The organism is Ancylobacter novellus DSM 506 (genome assembly GCF_000092925.1).
In the GTDB taxonomy this organism is placed as follows: Bacteria; Pseudomonadota; Alphaproteobacteria; order Rhizobiales; family Xanthobacteraceae; genus Ancylobacter; species Ancylobacter novellus.
In genome coordinates this window covers 300073-318172 of the sequence record NC_014217.1, presented here as the reverse complement: position 1 = coordinate 318172, position 18100 = coordinate 300073, and the positions used below count along the sequence as shown (strand labels likewise).

Genomic DNA, 18100 nt, shown 5'->3' with positions numbered 1-18100 from the left:
CCGCAAGCAGGGGCCACCCGATTTCGACATGGGTTCTTTTCCGAGCACTTTCTTGTCGCTCGAATGTAGTCATTCGAGCGGAAAGGGCTCGCTAAAACGTCGAGCGCACCACGCCGCGCCGGGCCTCGGCGAGCGCCCGTGAGAGCTGCTCGGCCAGTTCCTCGCGCTGCGCGGTGTGCAGGAAGCCGCCGATGACATAGGGCCGGCCGCGCATCTCCAGCGTCAGGCGCTGCAGGCCGTAATCCTCGTGCAGTTCCCGGTGGAGCCGCGTCCAGAGCGGATTGAGCTCCTCCTCATAGACCGTGCCGTCCGCCGCGACGTGGCGCAGCCGGATCAGGCTCGGCGTGACAACGATCTCCTCGCAGGCCCGCGCCTGGCGGAAATTCAACCGGAACGCCCAGTAGATGGCGAGCGCGTCGAGCCCGAACATGCCGAACACCGGCCAGGCGCCCATCAGGAGGAAGGCCGTGCCGCAGACGAAGCTGATGCCGGCGACGATGATCATCACGACGAGGAAGCCATGCTGGCCGAGCGAGCGATAGGGCTGGTAGCGCGCCGCGAACAGCGTCGGCTCGTCGTCGATGGTCGGACCCAAAGCTTGGTTGGTACTGGCAGCGTTCATGACCCGATATTATAGGTCGGAAATGGCTGACGGGGACAGGGATTCGGGATCAGGCCCGGCGCGGGAGCGCGCGGGGACACGCAAGCCCGCTGCGAAGCCGGCCAGTGGCAAGGCTGCCGCCAAGAAGATCGCCTCGAAAGCCAAGGCGGTGCTGGAGGAACAGGCGGCCACCCGGCCGGGACGCCGCCGCGCCGTCGCCAATGCGGCGGCCGCTGCGATAGGCGGTGCCTTCAAGCCGTGGACGAAGAAGGAAGTGGAGACCGCCTTCTCCCGCTTCGAGGAAGCCAACCCGCATCCGGAAGGCGAGCTGAACTACCATGATCCTTTCACCCTGCTGGTCGCCGTGGTGCTCTCGGCGCAGGCGACCGACGCCGGGGTGAACAAGGCGACGAAGACGCTGTTCGAGGAAGCGCCGACGCCTGCGAGGATGGTGGCGCTCGGCGAGGAGGGCGTCGCCCGCCACATCCGCACCCTCGGCCTCTATCGCGGCAAGGCGAAGAACGTGGTCGAGCTTTCCCGCCTTCTCATTGCCGAGCACGACGGCAAGGTGCCGCCCGACCGCGCGGCGCTGGAGGCGCTGCCCGGCGTCGGCCGCAAGACCGCGAATGTCGTGCTCAACATCGCCTTCCACATGCCGACCATCGCCGTCGACACGCATCTGTTCCGGGTCGCCAACCGCACCGGCCTCGCGCCGGGCAAGACGCCGCTGGAGGTGGAGCTGGGGCTCGAGCGCGTCATCCCCGACCGCTTCAAGCTACACGCCCATCACTGGCTGATCTTGCACGGGCGCTACATCTGCAAGGCCTTGAAGCCCGAATGCCCGCGCTGCCTGATCGCCGACCTGTGCCGCTGGCCGGAGAAGACGCCGGCCTAATATTCCCGACGCGACAGGCGCTTGTGCAGCCGCACCATGAAGATGGTGGCGAAGACCGGGGTGACGAGGTTGAGGATCGGCACCGACACTACCGCGGCGATGATCAGCCCGGCGAGGAAGATCGCCCCCGCATGGTGGCGGCGCAGCAGCGCGACCTCGTCCTCGTCGCGGTAGCGCATGGCGGCGAGTTGGAAATATTCCCGTCCGAGCAGATAGCCGTTGGCGACGTAGAACACGACGAGGTTCACCCCCGGCACGAGCAGCAGCAGCAGCGCCACGAGGTTCACCGCCAGCATCACGCCGAAGAACTTCACCGTGAGGAAGAGCGAGCGGCCGATCGGCAGCGGCTGGCCCTCGGGCTCGCCGGGGAAGCCCCGCTCGACCTGCGCGGCGACGTCGTCGAGGAACAGGCCGGCGATCAGCGAGGTCACCGGTGGCACCAGGAAGATGGCGGCGATGAAGATGCCGAAGGCGGCGACGATGTCGAGCGTGATCTCGGCCCAGCGCAGGTCCAGCGCGACGAAATAGGTCAGCGCGTAATGCGCGCCGATGCCGAGCGCGACGAGCAGGCCGACGGCGAAGCCGACCGAGCGCAGCAGCACCCGGCGATAGTCCGGCGAGAAGGTCTCGGCGAAGGCGGCAAACGCATCCCGCAGCATGATGATCCCCAATGGCGATCCTGTAGTTAAGGTGCCGACGGCCCGCGCTCAAGCGAGGCGTTCGCCGCAGCCGAGGGACACGCGCCGGCGCCATCCGCGAATCAGCGCTTGCAATTTCCGAATCGGCCATCGAGTCCCGATTCGTTCCGTCGCGAACAAATCATGATTCGCGTCAAGCCCTTAGCCGGCGAGTTCGCGCCGGGCCACGGCCGTCACTTCGCGTGTCAGATCGGCCAGCCGCTCGGCCACCAGCCGGTTCACCTGCCAGAACAGCGGCGTGTCGACCGGCGTGTCCGGGATCAGCTCGACGAGCCGCCCGGCGGCGAGATGATCTCGCACCGAGCGGAACGGGTTCATGCCCCAGCCCATGCCGGCAAGGGTCGCCTCGATGAAGCTCTGCGGCGAGGGCAGCCAATGGGTGGGATGGGCGATATCCGCCCCCAGCGCCTGCCGGATCCACCGGCTCTGCAGCTGGTCCTTCTGGTCGAAGGTCAGCGCCGGCGCATTCGCGATGGCAGCCGGGGTCACGCCGTCGGGGAAATGCCGCGCCCTGTAGTCCGGGCTCGCCGTCGCGTGGTAGCGCAGCGCGCCGAGCGAGAGCCGCCGGCAGCCCTGGATCGGCTTCTCCAGGCTGGTGACCGCGGCCACCACCCGCCCGGCTTTGAGCCATTCGGCGGTGTGGTCCTGGTCGTCAACGACGAGGCCGACGAGATAGTCCGAGCGGCGGGCGAAGGCGGCGATGGCCTCCACGAACCAGGTGCCGAGGCTGTCGGCGTTCACCGCGATATGCACGGTGACGCGCTGGCGCGGCGAGGCATCGGCCAGCGCCGGCAGGCCGGCGAGCAATTCGCCCTCCAGCATGCCGACATGCTCCATGTGCCGGCACAGCTTCGCGCCGATCTCGGTCGCGGTGCAGGGCGTGCCGCGGGCGATCAATACGGTGCCCAGCCGCTCCTCGAGCTGCTTCACCCGCTGCGAGACGGCCGACGGCGTGACGTTGAGCGTGCGGGCCGCCTTCTCGAAGCTGCCGGCCTGCACCACCGCCGCCACGGCGCGGAGCGCGGAATAATCGAGCATCTGATTAGCTGTGCTTAATTCACTTTATGAACATTAACTATCCTAATTGGTCGGATGAGGATAGTCGGCAGGCTCCTCGGAGCTTCCGCATGCCCCTTTCCGCCTATATCGCCGGCCTCGCCTCGGGCCTCAGCCTCATCGTCGCCATCGGCGCGCAGAACGCCTTCGTGCTTCAGCGCGGATTGCGCGGCGAGCACGTCTTCGCCGTCTGCCTCGCCTGCGCGCTGTCCGACGCGGTGCTGATCGCCGCCGGCGTCGCCGGCCTGCAGCAGATGCTGGCCATGGCGCCCTGGCTCGATGCGGCGCTGCGCTATGCCGGCGCGGCCTTCCTCGTCTGGTACGGCGCACGCAGCCTGCGCTCGGCGCTGCGCTCGCAGGAGGCGCTGGTGGTCGGCGCCGGTGGCGCCGCGGCGCTCGGGCCGACGCTCGCCGCGACGCTCGCGCTCACCTGGCTCAACCCGCATGTCTATCTCGACACCATGGTGCTGCTCGGCACGCTCTCCACCCGCCATCCCGGCGCCGAGGCGTTCTTCGCTTTTGGTGCCATCACCGGCTCCTTCGCCTTCTTCTTCGGCCTCGGCTATGGCGCGGCGTGGCTGCGGCCGCTCTTCGCCCGCCCCTCCTCCTGGCGGGTGCTGGAAGGCGTGATCGCCGCCGTAATGTGGAGCATCGCCCTCGGCCTGCTCATGGACAGGTGAGGGACGGACGGCTTCGCCCGCCTCGCCCGCCGTGCTAGCTTCGCGGCGATGCTTCCGGAACCTGTCGCCGCATGAATAGATCGCCGTCCCGCCCCGGCGCGCTGAGCCGCCGCCGCTTCCTTGCCGCCACCTCCGCCGCGCTGCTGCCGATGCCGGCGCTCGCGCAGGCGCAATATGCGGGGGATGTCGACGTCGCCATCGTCGGCGGCGGCGCGGCCGGCATCGCGGCGGCGCGCAAGATTGCCGAAGCGGGGCGCAACTATGTGCTGCTGGAGGCGGGCTCGGCGCTCGGCGGACGCGCGCGGACCGTCAGCGCCTTCGGCCAGGACATCGACCTCGGCGCTTCCGGCTTCGCCCGCACCGACAGCACGCTCGCCGCGGCGGCGCAGGCCATGGGGAGCGAGATCACTCCCCTGCCCTCCGGCCGCCGGCTCTTCCTCGACGGCCGCGAAGCGCATGAGAGCGCCTATGACGCCTTCTCCGTCGCGCTCGGCAAGGCGCGGCGCGACATGCTGGCGGTGGCGGACACCAACAAGGACCCCGCCGCCGCGACGGTGATCGGCCCTGTCGACGGATGGGCGGCCACCTCTGCCCAGCTCATCGGCCCGCTCAGCGCCGGGCGCGCGCTCGCCAGCCTGTCGACGCTCGACCTCGTCCAGCGCGAGGCGCCGCCGGACGACGCGACCAGCGTGAAGGGCATCGGTGCGCTGATCGAGACGCTGGGCAGCCGGCTGAACGTCCAGACCGGTGCGGCGGTGAGCGTCATCACCAATGCCGGCCGCTTCCACACCCTCACTTTGCGCGGCCAGCGCGCGCCGATCCGGGCGCGGGCGATCATCGTGGCGGTGCCGGCGCCGGTGATCGCCGCCGGTGCGCTCCGCTTCAACCCGGTGCTGCCGCCGCGCCTCGCCGCCGCCTTCCGCGGCGTGCCGGCCGGCTTTCTGGAGCAGGTCGTCTTCCGCCTGCCCCGCAATCCGCTCGGCCTGCAGCCGAACGAGACCGTGCTGGCGCGCGCCGGCACCGCCCCGCCGGCCCTGCTGCGCGGGCGGATCAATGGCGGCGACGTGCATGTGCTGACCTTCGGCGACGCGCAGGCCCGCGAGATCGCCGAGAAGGGCGAGGCGGCGGCGCTGAACCTCGTGCGCACCTATCTCGCCACCGCCTTCGAGCTCGACGCCGACGCGGTGAGCGAGGTCGTCTGCTCGCGCTGGGGCGCCGATCCGCTGTTCCGCGGCGCGCTGGTGGCGGCCTCGCCCGGCCAGGGCGCGCAGCGCCGCCTCTTCGCGGACACGGTGCAGAACCGCATCTTCCTCGCCGGCGACTATGTGCCGACGCGAGGCTGGGGCACGCTCGCCGCCGCCTGGAGCTCGGGAGAAGCCGCCGCCGCCAGGGCGCTGCGGCTGGTCGGCGACGGGCCGGCGTAGAACATCACTCGGTGAAATAACCGACCCGTCATGGCCGGGCTTGGCCCGGCCATCCACGACTTCTCGTTCTGGACCGAAGCAAGACGTGGATCCCCGGGACAAGCCCGGGGATGACGTTCATTGGGCGGTAGCTACCCCCGCAGCATCGCGCCGGTCTTCTTCGCCACTTCCGCGACGATCTTGCCCGCCACCGCCTCGATCTCGGCGTCGGTCAGGGTCTTCTCGCGCGGCTGGAGCGTGACGGAGAGCGCCACCGACTTCTTGTCCTCGTCGATGCCCGCTCCCTCATAGAGGTCGAACACGTTCACCGCGGTGATCAGCTTGCGGTCGACGCCGGCCGCCGCCTTCACCATGTCGCCCGCCGCGACCGAGCGCGGCACCACGAAGGCGAAGTCGCGCTCGACCGGCTGGAAGGCCGCGAGCTCCAAGAGCGGCTTGACGCGCGTCGCCTTGGCCTTCGGCTCGGGGATGCGGTCGATCAGGACTTCGAAGCCGACCAGCGGGCCGTCGGCGTCGAGCGCCTCCAGCACCGAAGGGTGCAGTTCGCCGAAATGGCCGATGACGTTCGGGCCGAGCCGGAAGGTGCCGGAGCGGCCGGGATGGAACCACGCCGGGGCGTCGGTCGAGATCTGCAAATTCGCCACTGGCGCGCCCGCCGCCGCCAGCACCGCCAGCGCATCCGCCTTGGCGTCGAAGGCATCGACCGCCCCGGCCTTGGCCGACCAATGGCGGCCGGCGCCCATAGGCCTGGCGGTGGCGCGGCGGATGCCGGTGGCAGCGATGAACTGGTCCTGCGGCCGGTCGCCCTTGAACACCTGCCCCACCTCGAACAGCGCGCTGTCGCCATGGCCGCGGTCGGCATTGGCCTGCGCCGAACCAATCAAGCCCGGCAGCAGGCTGGGGCGCATGTCGGAGAGATCGGAGGCGATGGGGTTGGCGAGCGCCAGCTCCGGCGCGCCGCCGCCAAACAGCTCGGCCTGCTCCTTGGCCACGAAGGACCAGGTGACCGCCTCGACCAGCCCGCGGGCGGCGAGCGCGCGCTTGGCCTTGCGGGTGCGCAGCTGCAGCGTGGTCAGCACAGGCTTGCGGGCGGTCTCGTCGCGCGGGAAGGGAATGGACGGCACGCGGTCGAGGCCGGCGATGCGCACGACTTCCTCGACGAGGTCGGCCTTGCCCTCGATGTCGCCGCGCCAGGACGGCGGAGTGACGCGCGCGGTGCCCGAAGTGCCCTCGACCTTGAAGCCGAGCTTGCCGAGCGTCTCGACCTGCTCGGAATCGCTGGCGACCAAGCCCGTCAGCTTCTCGGTGAGGCTCAGCGGGAACTCGATCACCCGCGTGGTGTCGGGGATGGCGCCGGCCAGCACGACCTCGGACGCTTCGCCGCCGCAGAGGTCGAGGATCAGCTTCGTCGCCATCTCCAGCCCCGGCAGGGTGAAGGCCGGGTCGATGCCGCGCTCGAAACGGAAGCGGGCGTCGGAATTCAGCCCGAGCTTGCGGCCGGTCTGGGCGATGTTGATCGGCTCCCACAGCGCGGATTCGACCAGCACGTCGACGGTCGTCTCGTCGCAGCCCGATTCCTCGCCGCCCATCACGCCGGCGAGCGATTCCACGGCGCGGTCGTCGGCGATGACGCACATGCTCTCGTCAAGCGCATAGGTCTTGCCATCGAGCGCCGGCAGGCTCTCGCCCTCCTTGGCGCGGCGCACGACAAGATTGCCGTGGACCTTCGCGGCGTCGAAGACGTGCAGCGGGCGGTTCTGGTCGAAGGTCAGGAAATTGGTGATGTCGACCAGCGTGTTGATCGGGCGCAGCCCGATGGCGCGCAGCTTCGCCTGCAGCCAGTCGGGCGACGGGCCGTTCTTCACCCCGCGGACGAGGCGCAGCGCGAAGGCCGGGCACGGCGCGCCCTCGGCGATGATCACCGAGACCGGGCACGGATAGGCGCCCTTCACGGCCTCGATCGGCTTTTCGATCAGCGTGCCGACACCGGCGGCGGCGAGGTCGCGGGCGATGCCGTGAATGCCGAGCCCGTCGGCGCGGTTCGGGGTGACGGCGATCTCCACCACCGGGTCGCCAAGGCCCGCCCAGTCGACATAGGTCGCCCCGACCGGCGCGTCGGCCGGAAGGTCGATGATGCCGTCATGGTCCTCGGAGAGCTCGAGCTCGGCCGCCGAGCACAGCATTCCCCGGCTCTCGACGCCGCGTATGGTGCCGATGCCGAGCGTGATGTCCTTGCCGGGGATGTAGGTGCCGGGCGGCGAGAACACGCTCTTCATGCCGGTGCGCGCGTTCGGCGCGCCGCACACCACCTGCACCGGCTCGCCCTGCCCGGTGTCGACCATGCAGACGCGCAGCTTGTCGGCGTTCGGGTGCTGCACGGCGGAGACGACATAGGCGATGGAGAAGCCCTTGAGCTTGGCCGCCTTGTCCTCGACGCCCTCGACCTCGAAGCCGATGCGGTTGAGCGTGCCGGTCACGTCGTCGAGCGAATAGTCGCCGGAAAGGTGCTCGCGCAGCCAGGAGAGGGTGAATTTCATGTGTCTGTCCTCTCCGGGCTCAGTTCGACAGGCCGCCGGCCAGCGTCGGGAAGTCGAGCGGGCGGAAGCCGTAATGGGAGAGCCAGCGGACATCCGCCTCGAAGAAGGCGCGCAGGTCCGGCATGCCGTATTTCAGCATGGCGATGCGGTCGATCCCCATGCCCCAGGCGAAGCCCTGATACTCGTCCGGGTCGAGGCCGCAATTCTTCAGCACGTTCGGGTGCACCATGCCGCAGCCGAGGATCTCCAGCCAGTCCGAGCCCTCGCCGAAGCGGATCTCGCCCGGCCGCGAGCGGTCGCACTGGATGTCGACCTCCATGGACGGCTCGGTGAAGGGGAAGAAGGACGGGCGGAACCGCATCTTCACATTGTCGACCTCGAAGAAGGCCTTGCAGAACTCCTCGAGGATCCACTTCAGGTGCCCGAGATTGGAGCCCTTGTCGATGACCAGCCCCTCCACCTGATGGAACATCGGCGTGTGGGTCTGGTCGCTGTCCGAGCGATAGGTGCGGCCGGGGCAGATGACGCGGATGGGCGGCTTCTTGGACAGCATGGTGCGCACCTGCACCGGCGAGGTGTGGGTGCGCAGCACGAGCCGCGAGCCGTCCTCCTTGGTGGGCAGGTAGAAGGTGTCGTGCATCTCGCGCGCCGGATGCCCCTCGGGGAAGTTCAGCGCGGTGAAGTTGTGGAAGTCGTCCTCGATGTCCGGGCCTTCCGCCACCGAGAAGCCCATGTCGGCGAAGATGGCGGTGAGCTCGTCGATCACCTGGCTGATCGGATGGACGCGGCCGAGCTCGGCCGGGGTCTCGCGCACGGGGAGCGTGACGTCGACGCGCTCGGTCTCCAGCCGCTTGGTGAGCGCCGCCGCCTTCAGCTCGGTGCGGCGGGCGCCGAGCGCCTCGTTGAGCCGGTCGCGCAGGCCGTTGATGGCCGGGCCGGCGGTCTTGCGCTCCTCCGGGCTCATGCCGCCGAGGCTCTTCAGGAGCTCGGAGACCGAGCCCTTCTTGCCCAGTGCGCTAACGCGCACCGCCTCCAGCCCCGCCTCGTCGGCGGCGGCAGTGATGGCGGAAGAGAGCTCGCGCTCCAGCGCGTCGAGATCGGGAAGGGCGGCGGCGACGGACATGAGGTTCGGCCTCGGTCAAGCGGTCGGTGGAAGCCCTTCCGCCCGTTCACGCCCTCATCCTGAGGTGCGAACGCAAGTGAGCCTCGAAGGATGCTCACTTCGGCGGACATCCTTCGAGGCCCGGCTGCCGCCGGGCACCTCAGGATGAGGGCGTGTAAGGTAGCGGTCTCTTAGCCGAGCCCCGCCAACGCGAAAAGCCCCAACGCTCGCGCGCGGGGCTTCCCAGGCTTCGGTCCCGGCATTTACGGGAAGATCAGGCGGCCTGCTTTTCCAGCGCGGCCTTGGCCTGCTCGACCAGCGCCGCGAAGGCGGCAGGCTCGTGGATGGCGATATCCGAGAGCACCTTGCGGTCGACCTCGATCCCGGCCTTGCCGAGACCGTCGATAAATCGGCCATAGGTGAAGCCGAGCTCGCGGGTCGCCGCGTTGATGCGCTGGATCCAGAGCGCGCGGAAATTGCGCTTCTTCACCTTGCGGTCGCGATAAGCGTACTGCTGCGCCTTCTCGACCGCCTGCTTCGCGACGCGGATGGTATTCTTGCGGCGGCCGAAATAGCCCTTCGCCGCCTTGAGCACTTTCTTGTGCTTGGCGTGGGAAGTTACGCCGCGCTTGACACGTGCCATGGGATTTTCTCCTGGTACTGGCTAGGGGGCGTCAGCCGTTGGGCAGATAGAACTTGCGAACATTGAAGGCATCACGCTCGGACATGACCGTGGTGCCGCGCTGGTCGCGGATCTGCTTGTTGGTGCGCTTGATCATGCCGTGGCGCTTGCCCGCCTGGGCCATGACCACCTTGCCGGTGCCGGAGAGCTTGAAGCGCTTCTTCGCTCCGGACTTGGTCTTCATCTTGGGCATTTGGCTCGTCTCCACGGCCTGCGGCATCCCGAAAGGGGCGCCCGGCACTTTTTCTAGTGTGAGCATTCGAACCGCCACGGCAGCCCTTTTAGCCGGCCGGTTCGCGAAGGCCGCACCCTCTACAGGAGCGGGCCGATTATTTCAAGAGCATGACCGCGCGGGGAAGAAGCGAGCCCCCTCCCCGCGCAGGCAAGCCGGCCCCTCACCTCTGGGGGGCCGGGCAGCCCGGCGTGTTCGGCACGCAGTTCGGCCGGCCGCCGTATCCGGGCCTCTGGGGCTGCTGAGACGGCGGCGCGGACTGGTTGTTGCGCCAGCGCGACGTGTCATAGGGCACCGGCCCCTGCGGCGGCCGCTGCAGCCACTGCTGTTGCGGCGGGCTCTGGGGCGGCTTCTGCCCCTGTTGAGGCGGTCGCTGCCACTGCGGGGGCTTGCCCTGCGGCGGCGGACCACCCTGCTGCGGGGGCTTGCCGCCCTGCGGGGGCTTGCCGCCCTGCGGGGGCTTGCCGCCATTCCAGCCGGGATTGCCGTTCCAGCCCGGATTGCCGTTCCAGCCGGGATTGTTGCCGGGCTTTCCGCCCCAGCCGCCATGCGGCGGATTACCGTTCCAGCCGCCATGCGGCGGATTACCGTTCCAGCCGCCATTCGGCGGCTTGCCGCCCCAGCCGGGCTTCGGCGGCGGAGGTCCACCCCAGCCGGGACCACCCCAGCCGGGCTTGCCCCAGCCGGGCTTGGGCGGCGGGGCCCAGCCGGGCGGTCCCCACACCGGCGGGCGGCGCGGCGGACCCCAGCGGTCATAGGTCGAGTACCACGGGCGGCCCTGGTAATAGCGGCCCCAATAGTCGCCGAAGGTGAAGCCGATGATCGGCACGCCGATCACCGGCGCGTAGTCGTAGAACTCGACGCGCCGGCCCTGATAGACCGATTCGACATATTGCGCCGCGACCCAGCCGCGATAGTCGTCCACCGCGACGTCGCACCAGCTGTAATCCTCGAGGCAGCCGAAGATGTCGAGCGGCGAGCCTTCGGCGAGCACCAGCACCACCGGATACTCGACGCTGGGACCCGCCCGCAGGTTGACATCCGTCGTCACGAAACCGCGGCCCTGCGCGAAGGCGGAGCCGCCGAGCGCCATGAGCAGCATGGCACCCGCAACCAGAATTCTCATCGATAACTCCCCAAGCGCTGCCGTTCCCGGGCAACGCCGACCGTTGGTAAAACGACACGCCATCTGGGGCGAATTCATGTTGGCCGGGTGTCGGGACCCCGCCGATGCGAAAAACGCACGGGGAAAACCCGCCCCCGCCTGACACAGCGTCACGTTGATCGGATCGCGCGAAGCGGACAGGATGCGCGCGCCGGGGCGCCGCCTCCGGCTTCCTCCCCTCACGGACACCCCACAATGTCGTTCGGCACCCTGCTCGAAGCCTTCCTCCTCGGCCTCCTGGAAGGCTTCACCGAGTTCCTGCCGGTCTCCTCGACCGGCCACATATTGCTCGCCGGACATTTCCTCGGCTTCGAAAGCCAGGGCAAGGTGTTCGAGGTGGTGATCCAGCTCGGCGCCATCCTCGCCATCGTCGTCGCCTATTTCCAGCGCTTCCTGCATGTGCTCGTCACGCTGCCGACCAGCGAGCGCTCGCGCAACTTCGTCATCGGCATCCTCATCGCCTTCCTGCCGGCGGCGGTGATCGGGGCGTTCGCGCACGGCTTCATCAAGAACGTGCTGTTCGAGACGCCGGCGCTGATCTGCATCATGCTCATCCTAGGCGGCGGCGTGCTGCTCTGGGTCGACACGCTGAAGCTGCGGCCGATCCACGACGATGCCATGGCCTTCCCGAAGGCGCTGGCGCTGAAGATCGGTTTCATCCAGTGCCTCGCCATGATCCCCGGCGTGTCGCGCTCGGGCTCGACCATCGTCGGCGGGCTGCTGCTCGGCGCCAGCAAGCCGGCGGCGGCCGAGTTCTCCTTCTTCCTCGCCTTGCCGACCATGGCCGGCGCCTTCGCCTACGACCTCTACAAGAACCGCGACGCGCTGAACGCCGACGACGCAACGCTGATCGCGGTGGGCTTCGTCGCCGCCTTCATCGCCGCGCTGGCGGTGGTGCGCGGGCTCATCGCCTTCGTCTCCCGCCACGGCTACACGCCCTTCGGCTGGTGGCGCATCGCGGTGGGCGGCGTCGGGCTGGTGGCGCTGGCGCTGGTGGGCTGAGCGCTTGTTTCCGGGCCACTGAACCCGCAATCCCCCTCATCCTGAGGTGCCGCCGCAGGCGGCCTCGAAGGATGGTCGGCACCGTGCGCCCGGACGAGCATCCTTCGAGGCCCGGCTGACACCGGGCACCTCAGGATGACGACAGTTCATCAGGAAGGAGGACTCAGGCCGCTTCCGGCCGGGTGAACTGGCCCGCCTTGCGGTAGCGCCACAGATAGCTCGGCAGGATCGCGCCGAGCGCGGTCGGCTTGATGCCGAGCCCTTCCAGCGTGCGCCCTTCCGCCTTCGCAGCCTCGGAGACGACGTTGTCGTAGCCGAGCATGCGCACCTGGTCGCGGGTGAGCAGCGGGTTGGGCAGCAATTCGAGGAAGCGCGCCTTGAAGGCGGCGACCGCGGACGGCACCGGCACCAGCAGGCGCTTGCGGTCGATCTCCGCCAGCATCAGCTCCATCAGCTGCTTGAAGCTGAGGATCTCCGGCCCGCCCAGCTCGTAGACCGTGCCAGGGCGGGCGAGATTGTCCACCGCCCTGGCATAGGCCTCGGCGACGTCGCCGACAAAGACCGGCTGGAAGCGCGTCTCGCCGCCGCCGATCAGCGGCAGCACCGGGGAGAGGCGCGACATCGAGGCGAAGCGGTTGAAGAAATCGTCCTCGGGGCCGAACACGATGGAAGGGCGCATGATCACCGCCTCCGGCACCGCCTCGAACGCCGCCGCCTCGCCCGCCGCCTTGCTCTTGCCGTAGAAGGCGGTGGATTCCGCATTGGCGCCGATGGCCGAGCCGTGGATCAGCCGCGCGCCGACTTCCCTAGCCGCCAGCGCCACCTGTTTGGCGCCGAAGGCATGCACCGCCTCGAAGCTCTGGCGCCCGCTCTCATGCAGCACGCCGACGAGGTTGATGACGACCTCCGCCCCTTCCGCGGCGCGCAGCACCGAGGCGGGATAGCGCAGGTTCGCCTGCACCGGGTTGATCTGCCCGACCGCGCCGAGCGGCTGGAGATGGCCGGCGAGGTCAGGCCGGCGCACCGCGACGCGCACGCGCCAGCCGCGCTTGGCCAGCGCGCGCACCACATGCCGGCCGATGAAGCCGGAGCCGCCATAGATGGTGACGAGGCGCTCCATCGGCGCGGCGCGCGCCTCGAGCTCGGCCTCGCTCTCCAGCGGCAGTTCGGCGGCGACGTCGACCATGTGCATTCTCTCCCGGCCCGGCATTGGGATGCCAGACGATTAGCGCGCCGCCGCCCCAGCGTCCAGCGCGCGCGAGCGCGCGGGCCTCGATCCCCTCGGCATGTGCCGCTCAGGCGGTCGCCATGCAAAGATTTCCACCGCCTGCGCGGGCGGAACGAGAAACGCGCGTTGACAAGACGGAGGCCGCCCGACTATGTGTCGCCGCCGTGCCGCAAGGCATGTGCCCAGGTGGCGGAATTGGTAGACGCGCTGGTTTCAGGTACCAGTGGGTAACACCGTGGAGGTTCGAGTCCTCTCCTGGGCACCATATCCCCTTGATTTCATCGGGATCCGCGGCTGAGACAGCCGCCGACGTTAATTTCGACATCCCCGCGTGCCGTATGCCTGACGCAGCACTGTCAGGCCGACCCGCCGGCATCGGCCTTTCGGCGTCGTCCCGACCTGCCGTGCAGGATCACCTCACCTGTTGGCCAGCGTCGTCGCCAGTCCTGTCAGGACCAAAGCGACGCCGACGAAGAACGCCAGGCCGAGATGGTCGCCGAACAGGGCGGCGGAGGCCATGACCCCGACGACAGGCTGCAGGAACTGAACGCTGGCGGCCACACGGGCGGGCACGGTGCGGAGCATGTTCAGCCAGAGGAACAGGCCCGCCACGGTGACGACAACGCCCAGATAGATCGCGGCGCCGATCGCCGTGACGCCGATGACGAACGGGGTATTCGACGCTTCCCACGCGGCCCATGGCGCGAGGCTGATAAAGCCGCAGAGGGTGCTCCACGCCACGACGGTCACCGTGCCATAGGCATCGGCGACCTCGACGCTCCACACATAGTAGAAGGCGATGGCCGCAGCGGAGAGCAGCATAAGGATTGCGCCACTCGCCGTCGTCTGGGCCAGGGCCGCGGGGTCCCTGTCGCCGAACGCGACCAGGGCGATGCCGGCAAACGCCGCGATCAGGCCGGCTGTCTGGAGAAGCGTGACCGGCTGCCGCAAGCGCAGCGCGGCGATGACCACGATGAACAGCGGAATGGTAGCGGTGATCACCGTGCCGACCGAGGCCGAGGTCCCCACCACTCCGAGAGTCTGGGTGACCTGTCCGATGCCGATCGCCAGGAAGCCGAGCGCCGCCACCTTGGGCACGGCCCGCCAAGGCAGCCGCCACCTTCCCGCCAGGAGAGCGAACAGCAGCGGCACCGCGACCGCGAAGCGAAGCGCGGTGAGCGTCAAAGGCGGAAGCGTCTCCAGTCCCATCTTGGTGACGGGTATGGAAAGGCCCCACATCACGGCCAGGAGCAGCATGGAGCCCAGGCTCCGAAGAGACATGCTCCGCCGCGAGCCTTCCATATAGGCGATGTCGTTCGTCATGCAGTCGGGCCAAGGTCCGGCCCCACATAGGGGCACCTGAAAGCCCAATGCTTCTCCAGCCTCGCGCCACGATTGGAAAACAAGAAAACGTCATGCTGCGATCGGGGGCGCTGATCCAGCCGGTCTCAGCGGCATGGAACCCGCGCGGCCGCCGACCGACGGCCGCGCCCTCAGCTCCTTCCGATCAGGGCTGGACCTGCAGCGTCTGGATCACCTGCTGGCCGAAATCCTCGACATAGGCGTGCTGGGTCGCCGGCTCGATGCCCTTGTCGGCGGCGACGAGCCCGCAATAGGAGAGGATCAGCGCGTTGGCGATGTCGGCGGGGCGCGCCTTCGGGTTTTTCGTCACCAGTTCGCGGGCGTAGCCGCCGCCGGCGCCGCCGGGCACGGGAAGCTGCGGCTTGCCGATCAGCCCGGCCGCCGCGGTGACGAGATCGGCCGGAATCTTGCCCGCCGCCGGACAGGCGAGCGGCCCGGCGAGGCTCTCGGGCTGGCGCGCCACCAGCGACTTGCCGGCCACCACCGCCGTGACCACCGGCACGTCCGGCAGCGAATCCGGCGTGCCGCGGAAGGAGACGTCCGCCGCCGCTTGCAGGGTGAAGCCCTTGAGGCGGGCATATTTCTGGTAGTCCTCGCCCGCGCCGGCGGCGACCACCGGGCAATAGGCGGCCATCAGCGCGTCGACCACCTGGGCCGGCGAGGCATTCGGCGCGGCCGCCTCATAGCTCTCGACCAGCGAGGAGACCTCGCGATTGCCGCCGGCGATGGCGGCGGTGAGCGCGGCGACCGCCTTCGGGTCCGGCCCCGGCGCGCCGGGCGCGCCGCCGACCTGGGCGCAGTCGAAGGCGGAGGCGGCCTGCGTGCCGTAGTCTGGGACCTTCACCGTCTCGCGCCAGGCGGCGACCATGCGCGGCGTGGCGTTGGGCGTGCCCTGGTTGCCCCAGGCGGTGCGGACATAGTTCACCACATCGGCGATCTGCTGGTCCGACAGCCGCCCGGCGAAGGACGGCATGGTGCCGTAATGGCCGTCGGAGGGCAGGCCGTGCAGCGTGGCGGCGATGACGTTGTAGGGCTCGGCCGCCGTCACCGCCGGGTTGCCGGCAAGCGAGGGAATGGCGCCGAGCAGGCCGGTGCCCTGCTGCTGGTGACAGACGGCGCAATTGTCGATGAACAGCTTCGAGGCGCGGGCATAGACGTCCGCCGGCAAGGGCGAGGCCTTCTGCGGCGCCGGCGCGTCGAGCGGCGGCGGGCTCTCCAGCAGATAGGTCGCCATGGCGGCGAGGTCGGCGTCGGTCAGGTGGGAGAGGCTGTCATGCACCACCTCCGCCATCGGGCCGAACACCACGGTCTTCTGCGGCGCAGAGCCGGTCTTGAGGAACTGGATCAGCATGTCCTTGCGCCAGGTCTTGCCCAGCGCGCCGGAGGCGATGTCGGGGGCGTAGAAGCCGTCGACCTCGGCGCCGGTGAAGGCTTCCTTGCCCTTGATCGCGCCCATGATGTTGCGCGGGCTGTGGCAATCCGAGCAGTGGCCGAGCGCCTCGACCAGATAGGCGCCGCGGTTCCACTCGTCGCTCTTGCCCGGCGTCGGCTTGAAGAAGGCCGGCTGGAAGAACAGTTCGCGCCAGGCCAGCATGCCCAGGCGGATGTTGAAGGGGAAGGAAAGCCCGTTCTCCGGGTTGGGCGCGTTCACCGCCGGGATGCGCCGGACATAGGCCCAGAGCGCCTTGAGGTCGTCCTCGGTGATGCCGGTATAGGCGTCGAACGGCATGGCCGGGTAGAGATAGGCGCCGTCCTTGCGGATGCCGTCATGCAGCGCCCGCCGGAAGTCGTCGAAGGACCAGGAGCCGATGCCGGTCGCCACGTCCGAGGTGATGTTGACCGAATAGAGCGTGCCGAAGGGTGTGTTCAGCCCGAGCCCGCCGGCGAAGGGCTTGGCCTTGTCGCCGGTGTGGCAGGGCATGCAGTCGGCGGCGCGGGCGAGATATTCGCCGCGGGCGACGAGGGCCGAATCGTCGGGAGCCGCCGGCGTCTGCGCCGGGGCGGGAGCGAGACCGAGGCCCCAGAACGCCGCCGCCAGACCGAACACGATGCCCCGTTTGCGCGCACCCGACATGATTCCCCCTCCGCAACCGACCCGAACACCATGGAACCATTCCATGAATGGGAGACGACCGCCACCCTCAGGGAGGGATGACGCGTCCGGTTTGAATGGCGGGGGAAGAGGTAGGTGGGGCGCTGGCGTCATCTGGAGCGGCGCAGACAAGCGCAACGTCATCCCCGGGCTTGGCCCGGGGATCCGCGACTTGGCCGGACGCGCCCGGCCGGACCGAAGATGTGAATGGCCGGGCCAAGCCCGGCCATGACGGCGCTCTATCGGAGGCCGTCGGGATGACGCCGTCGGGTCGGGAGAAGCCTCAGAACGCCCCGAGATAGTCGCTCTTGCCGACCGGAACGCCCTTGTGACGCAGGATGTCGTAGGCGGTGGTGACGTGGAAGAAGAAGTTCGGCAGGGCGAAGGTCAGGAGATAGGCCTGACCGACGAAATGCCGCTCGCCGCGCCGCGACTTCTGCACGATCTCGCGGGTCTCCGCGCCCTCGAAGCCGGCCCGGTCGACGCTGGCGAGATAGTCCAGCGTCTTGGCGATGCGCGCGTGCAGCTCCTCGAAGGTCGTCTCGGTGTCGGCGAAGCTCGGCCCGGTGGTGCCGGTCAGCCGGGCGGCGGCGAATTTGGCGGAATCGCTGGCGCTCTGGATCTGGCCGGTGAGCGGGAACATGTCGGGCGCCAGCCGCGCCGCGGCGAGCTCGGAAAGATCGATGCCGTTGGCGGCAGCGTGCTCCTCGGCCTTGGTGAGGATGGCGTCGAGGTTGCGCAGCGCGCGCTCAAAGACCGGGATCGAGGCGTCGTAGATGGAAAGCGGCATGGGGAGTCTCCGGAGAGAAAGAGCGGATACGAGTTTGTCTTGCACGATATATGGCTTCGAAGCGGCACGCGGAAGACGCGATCGGACGGCAGGCAAAGAAAAACCCCGGCGGGGGGACCCGGCCGGGGCTTGTCGTCTCGATCACGGCGCGATCAGATCGCGCTGTTGATCCACTGCAGCATCTTGGCCTTCGGCGCCGCGCCGACCTGGCGCGAGGCGAGCTGGCCGTCCTTGAACAGCAGCAGGGTCGGGATCGACATGATGCCGTATTTGGAAGCGGTCGCCGGGTTCTCGTCGACGTTCAGCTTGACGATCTTCAGCTTGTCGCCGAGCTCGCCGGCCACCTCGTCGAGGACGGGAGCGACCATGCGGCAGGGGCCGCACCATTCGGCCCAGAAGTCCACGAGGACCGGACCATCGGACTTGATGACGTCGGACTCGAAGCTCTGATCCGACACTTTTTCGACGCCCATTTGGACACCTTTCCAGAATCTGGAGAATGCAGGGAAGTTGGAATGAAATTAGGTATCGCCCCCCTGCCCCGTCAAGGCGGC

General features: G+C 69.0%; 17 protein-coding genes and 1 tRNA gene. 5 read left to right on the top strand and 13 right to left on the bottom strand.

The window, feature by feature from the left end; all coding sequences use genetic code 11:
* Window positions 1–91: 91 nt before the first annotated feature.
* Window positions 92–622 carry a DUF2244 domain-containing protein gene (locus tag SNOV_RS01630; protein WP_013165160.1) on the bottom strand — a complete coding sequence of 177 codons (531 nt, stop codon included), beginning with the start codon at window positions 620–622 and terminating at the stop codon, window positions 92–94.
* A gap of 22 nt (window positions 623–644) precedes the next feature.
* Between SNOV_RS01630 and nth the strand changes: the two genes are divergently transcribed.
* A complete protein-coding gene (nth, locus tag SNOV_RS01625; protein WP_013165159.1) occupies window positions 645–1496 on the top strand; it encodes an endonuclease III in 852 nt (283 codons plus the stop codon).
* Here nth and SNOV_RS01620 read toward each other — a convergent pair.
* Both SNOV_RS01620 and SNOV_RS01615 read right to left on the bottom strand, forming a co-directional pair.
* A complete protein-coding gene (locus SNOV_RS01620; protein ID WP_013165158.1) occupies window positions 1493–2155 on the bottom strand; it encodes a sulfate transporter family protein in 663 nt (220 codons plus the stop codon). The two genes, nth and SNOV_RS01620, sit on opposite strands and share 4 nt — an antisense overlap.
* A gap of 180 nt (window positions 2156–2335) precedes the next feature.
* Entirely contained in the window at window positions 2336–3232 is an 897-nt protein-coding gene (locus SNOV_RS01615; protein ID WP_013165157.1) for a LysR family transcriptional regulator ArgP, read from the bottom strand.
* 89 nt (window positions 3233–3321) lie between these two features.
* Here SNOV_RS01615 and SNOV_RS01610 point away from each other — a divergent pair, with 89 nt between their 5' ends.
* Together SNOV_RS01610 and SNOV_RS01605 are read left to right on the top strand one after the other, a co-directional pair.
* Complete coding sequence (locus SNOV_RS01610) at window positions 3322–3930, top strand: LysE/ArgO family amino acid transporter (protein ID WP_013165156.1); 609 nt, start codon at window positions 3322–3324, stop codon at window positions 3928–3930.
* Between the two features lie 71 nt (window positions 3931–4001).
* On the top strand, window positions 4002–5354 hold the full coding sequence (locus SNOV_RS01605) for a flavin monoamine oxidase family protein (RefSeq protein ID WP_013165155.1): 1353 nt from the start codon (window positions 4002–4004) through the stop codon (window positions 5352–5354).
* Window positions 5355–5485: 131 nt separating this feature from the next.
* Here the strand turns inward: SNOV_RS01605 and pheT are convergent, their stop codons facing one another.
* The 5 genes from pheT to SNOV_RS22475 form a co-directional block, all read right to left on the bottom strand.
* On the bottom strand, window positions 5486–7891 hold the full coding sequence (gene pheT, locus SNOV_RS01600) for a phenylalanine--tRNA ligase subunit beta (protein WP_013165154.1): 2406 nt from the start codon (window positions 7889–7891) through the stop codon (window positions 5486–5488).
* 19 nt (window positions 7892–7910) lie between these two features.
* Window positions 7911–9014 (bottom strand): phenylalanine--tRNA ligase subunit alpha, encoded by a 1104-nt coding sequence (pheS, locus tag SNOV_RS01595; RefSeq protein WP_013165153.1) that lies wholly within the window; start codon window positions 9012–9014, stop codon window positions 7911–7913.
* Between the two features lie 253 nt (window positions 9015–9267).
* On the bottom strand, window positions 9268–9636 hold the full coding sequence (gene rplT / locus SNOV_RS01590; protein ID WP_013165152.1) for a 50S ribosomal protein L20: 369 nt from the start codon (window positions 9634–9636) through the stop codon (window positions 9268–9270).
* A 31-nt stretch (window positions 9637–9667) separates the two neighbouring features.
* Window positions 9668–9868: a 50S ribosomal protein L35 gene (gene rpmI / locus SNOV_RS01585; RefSeq protein WP_013165151.1), complete on the bottom strand. Its 201-nt coding sequence runs from the start codon at window positions 9866–9868 to the stop codon at window positions 9668–9670.
* Between the two features lie 202 nt (window positions 9869–10070).
* Entirely contained in the window at window positions 10071–11033 is a 963-nt protein-coding gene (locus SNOV_RS22475; protein WP_013165150.1) for an SH3 domain-containing protein, read from the bottom strand.
* Between the two features lie 234 nt (window positions 11034–11267).
* On the opposite strand from SNOV_RS22475, the gene SNOV_RS01575 reads away from it, so the two are divergent.
* Complete coding sequence (locus SNOV_RS01575) at window positions 11268–12074, top strand: undecaprenyl-diphosphate phosphatase (RefSeq protein WP_013165149.1); 807 nt, start codon at window positions 11268–11270, stop codon at window positions 12072–12074.
* A 163-nt stretch (window positions 12075–12237) separates the two neighbouring features.
* On the opposite strand, the gene SNOV_RS01570 is transcribed toward SNOV_RS01575, so the two are convergent.
* A complete protein-coding gene (locus SNOV_RS01570; protein ID WP_013165148.1) occupies window positions 12238–13260 on the bottom strand; it encodes a complex I NDUFA9 subunit family protein in 1023 nt (340 codons plus the stop codon).
* 222 nt (window positions 13261–13482) lie between these two features.
* Here SNOV_RS01570 and SNOV_RS01565 point away from each other — a divergent pair.
* A tRNA-Leu gene (locus SNOV_RS01565) sits at window positions 13483–13567 on the top strand.
* 152 nt (window positions 13568–13719) lie between these two features.
* Here SNOV_RS01565 and SNOV_RS01560 read toward each other — a convergent pair.
* The 4 genes from SNOV_RS01560 to trxA all read right to left on the bottom strand — a co-directional run bounded on the left by SNOV_RS01560 (window position 13720) and on the right by trxA (window position 18019).
* Window positions 13720–14583 (bottom strand): DMT family transporter, encoded by an 864-nt coding sequence (locus SNOV_RS01560; RefSeq protein ID WP_013165147.1) that lies wholly within the window; start codon window positions 14581–14583, stop codon window positions 13720–13722.
* A gap of 226 nt (window positions 14584–14809) precedes the next feature.
* Window positions 14810–16738, bottom strand: a complete 1929-nt coding sequence (locus tag SNOV_RS22470; RefSeq protein WP_013165146.1) for a c-type cytochrome — start codon at window positions 16736–16738, stop codon at window positions 14810–14812.
* Window positions 16739–17039: 301 nt separating this feature from the next.
* Window positions 17040–17546 (bottom strand): DUF1993 domain-containing protein, encoded by a 507-nt coding sequence (locus tag SNOV_RS01550; protein WP_013165145.1) that lies wholly within the window; start codon window positions 17544–17546, stop codon window positions 17040–17042.
* A gap of 152 nt (window positions 17547–17698) precedes the next feature.
* Window positions 17699–18019: a thioredoxin gene (gene trxA, locus SNOV_RS01545; protein WP_013165144.1), complete on the bottom strand. Its 321-nt coding sequence runs from the start codon at window positions 18017–18019 to the stop codon at window positions 17699–17701.
* Window positions 18020–18100: the final 81 nt, after the last annotated feature.

Excerpts from the sequence above, each read along its gene's own strand:
- SNOV_RS01630 (WP_013165160.1), bottom strand. The coding sequence starts at position 622 with ATGAACGCTGCCAGTACCAACCAAGCTTTGGGTCCGACCATCGACGAC.
- nth (WP_013165159.1), top strand. The coding sequence starts at position 645 with ATGGCTGACGGGGACAGGGATTCGGGATCAGGCCCGGCGCGGGAGCGC.
- SNOV_RS01620 (WP_013165158.1), bottom strand. The coding sequence starts at position 2,155 with ATGCTGCGGGATGCGTTTGCCGCCTTCGCCGAGACCTTCTCGCCGGAC.
- SNOV_RS01615 (WP_013165157.1), bottom strand. The coding sequence starts at position 3,232 with ATGCTCGATTATTCCGCGCTCCGCGCCGTGGCGGCGGTGGTGCAGGCC.
- SNOV_RS01610 (WP_013165156.1), top strand. The coding sequence starts at position 3,322 with ATGCCCCTTTCCGCCTATATCGCCGGCCTCGCCTCGGGCCTCAGCCTC.
- SNOV_RS01605 (WP_013165155.1), top strand. The coding sequence starts at position 4,002 with ATGAATAGATCGCCGTCCCGCCCCGGCGCGCTGAGCCGCCGCCGCTTC.
- pheT (WP_013165154.1), bottom strand. The coding sequence starts at position 7,891 with ATGAAATTCACCCTCTCCTGGCTGCGCGAGCACCTTTCCGGCGACTAT.
- pheS (WP_013165153.1), bottom strand. The coding sequence starts at position 9,014 with ATGTCCGTCGCCGCCGCCCTTCCCGATCTCGACGCGCTGGAGCGCGAG.
- rplT (WP_013165152.1), bottom strand. The coding sequence starts at position 9,636 with ATGGCACGTGTCAAGCGCGGCGTAACTTCCCACGCCAAGCACAAGAAA.
- rpmI (WP_013165151.1), bottom strand. The coding sequence starts at position 9,868 with ATGCCCAAGATGAAGACCAAGTCCGGAGCGAAGAAGCGCTTCAAGCTC.
- SNOV_RS22475 (WP_013165150.1), bottom strand. The coding sequence starts at position 11,033 with ATGAGAATTCTGGTTGCGGGTGCCATGCTGCTCATGGCGCTCGGCGGC.
- SNOV_RS01575 (WP_013165149.1), top strand. The coding sequence starts at position 11,268 with ATGTCGTTCGGCACCCTGCTCGAAGCCTTCCTCCTCGGCCTCCTGGAA.
- SNOV_RS01570 (WP_013165148.1), bottom strand. The coding sequence starts at position 13,260 with ATGGTCGACGTCGCCGCCGAACTGCCGCTGGAGAGCGAGGCCGAGCTC.
- SNOV_RS01560 (WP_013165147.1), bottom strand. The coding sequence starts at position 14,583 with ATGTCTCTTCGGAGCCTGGGCTCCATGCTGCTCCTGGCCGTGATGTGG.
- SNOV_RS22470 (WP_013165146.1), bottom strand. The coding sequence starts at position 16,738 with ATGTCGGGTGCGCGCAAACGGGGCATCGTGTTCGGTCTGGCGGCGGCG.
- SNOV_RS01550 (WP_013165145.1), bottom strand. The coding sequence starts at position 17,546 with ATGCCGCTTTCCATCTACGACGCCTCGATCCCGGTCTTTGAGCGCGCG.
- trxA (WP_013165144.1), bottom strand. The coding sequence starts at position 18,019 with ATGGGCGTCGAAAAAGTGTCGGATCAGAGCTTCGAGTCCGACGTCATC.